The organism is Bradyrhizobium sp. S69, from assembly GCF_009766005.1.
In the GTDB taxonomy this organism is placed as follows: Bacteria; Pseudomonadota; Alphaproteobacteria; order Rhizobiales; family Xanthobacteraceae; genus Bradyrhizobium.
Genome location: NZ_LMUK01000036.1, coordinates 1 through 7,272, shown reverse-complemented (window position 1 = coordinate 7,272; position 7,272 = coordinate 1). Strand labels below are relative to the sequence as shown.

Sequence of the window (7,272 nt, the reverse complement as noted above, 5' to 3'; positions counted from 1 at the left end):
CGATGGAGTTTTCCACCCTCCCCCGCCGCGTCGCCGACTATTCGCAGATCGATCCGTCCGACGTGGAGGCCGACGCGGGCAACAAGAGTGGCGGCACTGGCGGTTCTTCGCCAGTTGCTGCGAAGGCCGGACCGAACGACGCTTCGGGCGATCTCTTTGCGAGCCGCGCCGCGCCGTCCACGGCAAAGAGCGGCGCCGACAAGCAGGACAAGGCCGCCAGCCTCAAGGGCACGCCGATCTCGCTTGCGGCTGCCCGCGCCGAGGCCGCGCGAAAGCTGCCGGTCGACCGCAACAAATACCGGACCATCCGCACCGCCGATGAACTCAAGACCTGGATTGCCCGTGTGCATGAGGCAGGCCACGTCGCCTTCGACGCCAAGGCCGATACGATTGATCCGATGCAGGCCGAGATCTGCGGCATTGCGCTGGCGCTTTCGCCCAACGATGCCGGCTATATCCCGCTCGCCCACAAGCAATCCGGCGGCGGCGCCGGGCTGTTCGACGCAGGATTGGCGCCGGACCAGATCAAGGCGGCGGATGCGATCGCAGCCCTGCGTCCGATTCTGGAATCGGCCGGCATTCTGAAGATCGGCTTCAACGTCAAGTTCAACGCGGTGATGTTCGCGCAGCACGGCATCACCATCCGCAACCATGACGACGTGCAGTTGATGTCGTATGCGCTCGACGCCGGCCGTAACGCCCATGGGCTCGAGACGCTGTCCGATCTGTGGCTCGGCCACGCCATGCTGACCCATGGCGAGTTGACCGGCAGCGGCAAGAACAAGCTGACCTTCGATCAGGTCGCGATCGATCGGGCGACGGCCTATTCGGCCGAGGATGCCGACGTGATCTTGCGGCTGTGGCGGGTGCTGAAACCCCGGCTGATCTCCGAGCGCATGACGGCGGTCTATGAGACGCTGGAACGGCCGCTGATCCCGGTGCTGGCGCGGATGGAGCGGCGCGGCATCTCGATCGATCGCCAGGTGCTGTCGCGGCTGTCGGGCGAATTCGCCCAGACCGCCGCGCGGGTCGAAGCCGAGATTCAGCAGATCGCCGGCGAGCCGGTCAATGTCGGCAGCCCCAAGCAGATCGGCGACATCATCTTCGGCAAGATGGGCATCACCGGCGGCAGCAAGACCAAGACAGGGGCGTGGTCCACGTCAGCCCAGATCCTCGACGACCTCGCCGAGCAGGGCCACGAATTTCCGAAGAAGATCCTGGAATGGCGGCAGGTCTCGAAACTGAAATCGACCTACACCGATGCGCTGCCGACCTATGTGCATCCGCAGACCCATCGCGTTCACACCACCTACGCGCTGGCGGCGACCACCACCGGTCGGTTGTCGTCGAACGAGCCGAATTTGCAAAACATTCCGGTGCGCACCGAGGACGGCCGCAAAATCCGCCGCGCCTTTATTGCGTCTGACGGCCACAAGCTGGTATCGGCGGATTATTCGCAGATCGAACTGCGGCTGCTCGCCGAGATCGCCGACATCCCGGTGCTGAAGCAGGCCTTTCGCGATGGCCTCGACATCCACGCCATGACGGCGTCGGAAATGTTCGGCGTGCCGATCAAGGACATGCCGGCCGAAGTGCGCCGCCGCGCCAAAGCGATCAATTTCGGCATCATCTACGGCATCTCGGCGTTTGGCCTGGCCAATCAGCTCGGCATCGGCCGCGAGGAAGCCTCGGCCTACATCAAGAAATACTTTGAAAGATTTCCCGGCATCCGCGCCTACATGGATGCGACGCGGGATTTCTGCCGCGCTCATGGCTATGTCGAGACCTTGTTCGGCCGCAAATGCCATTACCCCGACATCAAGGCCAGTAACGCCTCGGTGCGCTCGTTCAACGAACGCGCCGCGATCAATGCGCGGCTGCAAGGCACCGCCGCCGATATCATCCGACGCGCCATGACCAAGATGGAAGAGGCGCTCAGCGACCACAAGCTTTCGGCGCAGATGCTGCTCCAGGTGCACGACGAACTGATCTTCGAGGTGCCCGACGACGAAGTGGCGGCGACGCTGCCGGTGGTCCAGCACGTGATGCAGGATGCACCGTTCCCCGCCGTGCTGCTGTCGCTGCCGCTGCAGGTCGACGCCCGCGCGGCGAATAATTGGGACGAGGCGCACTAGCCTCTCGATGCGAGCGCGGCTTTCACATGAAGATCATCGCCATTTCCGGCAGCCTTCGCGCCGGCTCCGGTAACACCGCCGTGCTGCGCGCCGCGACGCGGCTGGCGCCCGCGGGCGTCAGTATCGAGCTGTTCGACGGCATCGCGGATTTGCCGTTCTTCAACCCGGATGATGAAGGCGAGCGGCTCCCGGCTTCGGTTGGCGCGATGCGTGATGTGATTGGCAGCGCCGACGGGCTTCTGATCTCGAGCCCGGAATATGCCCGCGGCGTCGCCGGCGTGATGAAGAATGCGCTCGACTGGCTGGTCGGCAGCTTTGAATTTCCAAACAAACCGGTCGCGCTGATCAACACCTCACCCCGGGCAACCCATGCGCTGGCCGCACTGACGCTGACCTTGGAAACCATGTCGGCGCGCCTGGTCCCGGATGCCTTCCTCACATTGCCTTTGCTCGGCACCGTAAACGATGAAGAAAGTATCGTCGCCAACGCCGATCTCGCCGAACCGCTGCGCCAAGCGATCTCGCGCTTTGCTGCCGAGATAGAGGCCCTGCATCAAGCCAGATGATCGCGGTCAGCTCCGAAATATTTGACCAAGACAGAGTTAATTTACGAAATGGCATCGCCGACCGAGGCGCATTGATCAGCGCATCTAGTAGAAATGTCCTCGGTGCAATTTACGAAATGACATCGGGACACCATGCGCGCTAAAATGCGTATATTCCTCCCGCGAGTTCCGTCATGCCCCATGTTTCCGCCCTGCTCGGTTTTGCCCTCGTATCGTTCGGCATGGTGCTGACGCCGGGGCCGAACATGATCTATCTGATCTCGCGCTCGATCACGCAGGGGCCGGCGGCCGGCATCGTGTCGCTTGGCGGGGTCGCGCTCGGCTTTGTGTTTTACATGCTGTGCGCGGCGTTCGGCATCACCGCGCTGTTGTTCGCCGTGCCCTATGCCTATGACGCGCTGCGCTTGGGCGGCGCGGCCTATCTGTTGTGGCTGGCCTGGCAGGCGGTGAAACCCAACGGCCGCTCGCCGTTTCAGGTGCGCGAGCTGAAAGTCGACGGGCCGGGAAAACTGTTTGCGATGGGTTTTGTCACCAATCTGTTGAACCCGAAAATCGCGATGCTGTATCTGGCGCTGCTGCCGCAATTCATCGACCCCGCGCAGGGCAGCGTGCTGGCGCAATCGCTGGTGCTGGGATCGATCCAGACCGTGATCAGCGTCAGCGTCAACGGCATCATCGCGCTGACCGCCGGTTCGATCGCCTTGTTCCTCGGCACGCGGCCGAGCTGGCTGTTGGTGCAGCGTTATCTGATGGGCACCGTGCTCGCCGGACTTGCCGTGAAAATCGCGTTCGAAGCCAAGCGGGCGTGAGACGCTTTTTCACCTCGCCCCGCTTGCGGGGAGAGGTCGAAATTCGCAACGCGAATTTCGGGTGAGGGGGCGTATCCGCGAGTCGGACCTTGCTGCAAGAGCCCCTCACCCCAACCCTCTCCCCGCAAGAGCGGGGCGAGGGAGCAGAAAGAAAACTCAATCCAGCTTGGCTTCCATGCCGCGCTTGACGGCGGGGCGCGCCATCAGCGCGGTGTACCAGCGCTCGACATGGGGGAAATCCGACAGCTCCACCTTGTGGCGCGGATGCCGCCAGGCCCAGCCGAGTATCGCGAAATCAGCGACCGACAGCGCGCCGGCGACGAACTCATGGTTGGCGAGGCGGCGATCGAGCACGCCGTAGAGCCTGCGGGTCTCCGCCATGAAGCGCTGCAAGCCGTAGGCGCGGTCCTGCTCGTTCTCCAGCGCAATGAAGTGGTGCACCTGGCCCGGCATCGGCCCGAAACCGCCCATCTGCCACATTAGCCACTCATAGACCGGGATGCGCTCGGCCAGCGGTTGGGGAAGGAATTTCCCAGTCTTCTCGCCGAGATACAGCAGGATCGCGCCGGATTCGAACACGCTGGTTCGCTCGCCGCCGGGTCCATCGGGATCGACGATGGCGGGGATCTTGTTGTTGGGGCTGATGGCGAGGAAAGCGGGCGCCATCTGCTCGCCCTTGGAGATGTTGATGGGGACGACTTTGTAGGCAAGCCCCATCTCCTCCAGCGCGACGCTGATCTTGCGGCCGTTCGGCGTGTTCCAGGTGTGGAGTTCGATCGTCATCGCGGTTTCCCCGTTTTGATAGCTTTGCCCTGCCGTAGCCCGGAACCCGACGTCCCTACAACCGCGATTTCCGACGGGGCCGCCCCGCGCCCACGCTGTTGACGGCGCCGTATCGGCGCTGGAATGTGCCTGACGGGACCGATAGATTGCGGCTGCCTTCAGCCAGAGAACCTCATTTTGTCCAAATCAGCCTCCCGCGCCCGCCTCGCCGAGATCATCCGCAAACGCTCGTTCGGACGCGGCGAGATCACGCTGGCCTCGGGCCGCAAGAGCGACTTCTACTTCAATCTCAAGCCGACCATGTGTGATCCCGAAGGCGCGACGCTGCTGGCGGAACTGACCTATGAGGCGCTGAAGGACGACGGCCTCGACTATATCGGCGGGCTTGAGATGGGCGCGGTGCCGCTGGCCGGCGCGATCGCGCAATTGTCCTGGCTCAAGGGCCATCCGATCGCGGCGTTCTTTGTGCGCAAGAAGCCGAAGGAGCACGGCGCCCGGCTCGCGATCGAGGGCCTCACCAAGGGCGAGACGCTCGAAGGCAAGCGCATCGTGATCGTCGAGGACGTCACCACCACAGGCGGCTCGGCGCTGAAAGCCGTGGAAGCCGTGCGTGAGGCCGGCGGCATCGTCGCCTTGGTGCTCACCATGGTGGACCGCGAGGAAGGCGCCACCGAAACCTTTTCGGAAGCCGGCCTGACGTTCCGGTCGCTCTACAAGGCCGCCGAGTTTTTGCAGGATTGAGTTCGACAGAATTTCCGCGGTCGCCCACGTTTTAGATTCGACCTACCCCGTCATGGCCGGGCTTGACCCGGCCATCCACGTCTTTCTTTACGAAACCTGCCGAAGCAAGACGTGGATGCCCGGCACAAGGCCGGGCATGACGACGGATGGCAAATCTTTTCACCGCCCGAGCGCTTGCTCATAGCTCGTTTACCAACCCGAATTAAGGTGAATCAGGGCTGAGCTTGTTGGCGCAGCTCCTTGAGTTTTGTGGCGTTGGGTGGAGTTCGCGTTGCGTACAGAGTTGAAGGATCGGCGCGTGCGGCGCTGTGGGATGCTTGTTGCCGCACTTGCGCTCACGGCTGCGCTTGCGCCGCGGCCGGCGTCCGCCGAGGGCCTGTTCGATTTCCTGTTCGGCGGCCCGCAGAAACAACAGCAGCAGCGCCAGGCGCCGCCGCAGGCCAGTTTCTTCGCCGATCCGTTCGGCAACAATCAGCAGCCCGCGCCGCAGCCGCGCGCGGTCGCCTCCAATGGCGGCTCCGGACCTGCCTTTTGCGTGCGAAGCTGCGACGGGCGCTATTTCCCGCTGGCGCGCAGCAATGCCTCGCCGGCGCAGCTGTGCCAGGCGTTTTGTCCGGCAAGCCCGACCAAGGTGTTCTACGGCAGCAACATCGACGGCGCGTCGTCCAGCAGCGGTGAGCGCTACGCCGACAGCGAAAATGCGTTTGCCTACCGCAAGGCGCTGCGCGCCGATTGCACCTGCAATGGCCGCGATGCCGCAGGCCTCGCCCCGGTCGATCTGACGCTCGACACCTCGCTGCGTTCCGGAGACGTGATCGCCACCACCGACGGATTGGTGGCGTATTCCGGGGTACGGCTCGGCGTTGGCCAGACCGCGGAATTCACGCCGGTCGCCTCGTTTCCGGGCCTCACCGCCGACGTCCGCGCGCGGCTTGGCGAGATGAAGGTGGCGCCGGTCAGCGCCGAAATGATCGCCGACGAGGTGCCGGGCTCCACGATCCCCGAAGCTCCGGCCGCCGTCTCCGTGCCGAAATCCGCGTTGGCCAAAGGCAAGCGCGCCGACGCGAATTAGGGCGTAGCAAAGACAGCCAATCTTCATTGCGAGGAGCGCCAGCGACGAAGCAATCCAGTTCTTGCTCGTGGCCTTGGATTGCTTCGCTCCGCTCGCAATGACGAACTCACCGCCCGACGATGACGCCGATCACGTTCGGCGCCAGCAGATATTTCTCCTCGATCGCCGCGCGCGCCAAGGCGCGGTTTTCCGGCGTCAGCAGGCCGCGCTTCTCGGCGAGGATCATCCAGCAATAGCCCCACCAGTCGGTCAGCATGCCGTTGTCGTCGATGAGATCGTAGCCCTGCTCGGCGGCGAAGATGCGCGCCTGTGCTTCGTCGAGCGTGTCGAGCCAGCCATGGTCGGCTGTGGAAAACAGATCGTCGCTGAAATCGTCGGTGGTGTAGCCCCACACCGACATGCAGACGGCGTTGAATTCGCGGTCGATCTGGTCGTCATCGACCAGCCGGCGGCGCGCCGTCAGATGCAGCCGCGACAGCGAGCGCGCGAAATCAGCAATGCGGGTGAGAGCGAATTGATCGAAGGCGATAGTGGACATGTAGTCCTCGAAGCTGGCGACAGACCCTAGATGTTGTATCGGCATGACACCGAATCACAATGATATATCAAAGACTTGCTAAAGTGTTCTTAATTTGTTCCGATACGACTTATCGTCGTCCCGGCGAAAGCCGGGACCCATAACCATCAGGGTCAAAGTTCTTGCAGGACCTAGCCAAACCATGGGCACAGCGGGCAGTTATTGCGTGTACATCCTCGCGAGCCGCAGACACGGCACGCTTTATATCGGCATCACCAGGGATGTCTCGACCAGGCTGGTCGCAACGGCCGTGGTTCGGAGTTCGTGAAAAAATACGGCGTTCACCGGTTGGTCCATGTCGAAGAATTCGCTTCACCGCAGGAAGCCATTGCGCGCGAGAAGCAACTGAAGAACTGGCAGCGCGGTTGGAAAATCCGGTTGATTGAAGAGAGCAACCCGGATTGGAGCGACCTGTCGCACCTGCTTTGAATATCGTCGCGGCAAAATTGCTCCATCGTCGTCCCGGCCTAGCGCGCGATTGCGCGTAAGGGGCCGGGACCCATAGTCCCTGGCGTCAATGTTATGGAAGGTCTCCGCTCCATCACCTAAACGATAGGACACGGCGTGATGGTGTGGACGGCCCCCTACG

At 63.0% G+C, this 7,272-nt stretch carries 7 protein-coding genes and 1 pseudogene; 6 read left to right on the top strand and 2 right to left on the bottom strand.

Translation table 11 applies throughout. The annotated features are described in order from the left end of the window. From polA to GSQ88_RS14225, 3 genes are all read left to right on the top strand, one after another. A partial coding sequence (gene polA, locus GSQ88_RS14235) for a DNA polymerase I (protein WP_246735308.1) occupies window positions 1-2,135 on the top strand: 2,135 nt, incomplete at its 5' end. A gap of 26 nt (window positions 2,136-2,161) precedes the next feature. Beyond that, a complete protein-coding gene (locus GSQ88_RS14230) occupies window positions 2,162-2,701 on the top strand; it encodes an NADPH-dependent FMN reductase (RefSeq protein WP_159008388.1) in 540 nt (179 codons plus the stop codon). Between the two features lie 173 nt (window positions 2,702-2,874). Beyond that, on the top strand, window positions 2,875-3,510 hold the full coding sequence (locus tag GSQ88_RS14225; RefSeq protein ID WP_159008387.1) for a LysE family translocator: 636 nt from the start codon (window positions 2,875-2,877) through the stop codon (window positions 3,508-3,510). A 156-nt stretch (window positions 3,511-3,666) separates the two neighbouring features. On the opposite strand, the gene GSQ88_RS14220 is transcribed toward GSQ88_RS14225, so the two are convergent. Next, complete coding sequence (locus tag GSQ88_RS14220) at window positions 3,667-4,293, bottom strand: glutathione S-transferase family protein (RefSeq protein ID WP_159008386.1); 627 nt, start codon at window positions 4,291-4,293, stop codon at window positions 3,667-3,669. A gap of 177 nt (window positions 4,294-4,470) precedes the next feature. On the opposite strand from GSQ88_RS14220, the gene pyrE reads away from it, so the two are divergent. Beyond that, the gene (gene pyrE, locus GSQ88_RS14215) at window positions 4,471-5,034 is read left to right on the top strand and encodes an orotate phosphoribosyltransferase (protein ID WP_159008385.1); all 564 of its coding nucleotides are present in this window, start codon (window positions 4,471-4,473) and stop codon (window positions 5,032-5,034) included. A 313-nt stretch (window positions 5,035-5,347) separates the two neighbouring features. After that, window positions 5,348-6,106, top strand: a complete 759-nt coding sequence (locus tag GSQ88_RS14210) for a DUF2865 domain-containing protein (RefSeq protein WP_159008384.1) — start codon at window positions 5,348-5,350, stop codon at window positions 6,104-6,106. A 106-nt stretch (window positions 6,107-6,212) separates the two neighbouring features. Here the strand turns inward: GSQ88_RS14210 and GSQ88_RS14205 are convergent, their stop codons facing one another. Next, window positions 6,213-6,644, bottom strand: coding sequence for a hypothetical protein (locus GSQ88_RS14205; RefSeq protein WP_159008383.1), 432 nt, complete (start codon window positions 6,642-6,644; stop codon window positions 6,213-6,215). Between the two features lie 181 nt (window positions 6,645-6,825). Between GSQ88_RS14205 and GSQ88_RS14200 the strand changes: the two are divergent. After that, window positions 6,826-7,112: pseudogene (locus GSQ88_RS14200) on the top strand (GIY-YIG nuclease family protein). Window positions 7,113-7,272: the final 160 nt, after the last annotated feature.

Coding starts and splice junctions, on each gene's coding strand:
- GSQ88_RS14230 (WP_159008388.1), top strand. CDS start 2,162: ATGAAGATCATCGCCATTTCCGGCAGCCTTCGCGCCGGCTCCGGTAAC.
- GSQ88_RS14225 (WP_159008387.1), top strand. CDS start 2,875: ATGCCCCATGTTTCCGCCCTGCTCGGTTTTGCCCTCGTATCGTTCGGC.
- GSQ88_RS14220 (WP_159008386.1), bottom strand. CDS start 4,293: ATGACGATCGAACTCCACACCTGGAACACGCCGAACGGCCGCAAGATC.
- GSQ88_RS14210 (WP_159008384.1), top strand. CDS start 5,348: ATGCTTGTTGCCGCACTTGCGCTCACGGCTGCGCTTGCGCCGCGGCCG.
- GSQ88_RS14205 (WP_159008383.1), bottom strand. CDS start 6,644: ATGTCCACTATCGCCTTCGATCAATTCGCTCTCACCCGCATTGCTGAT.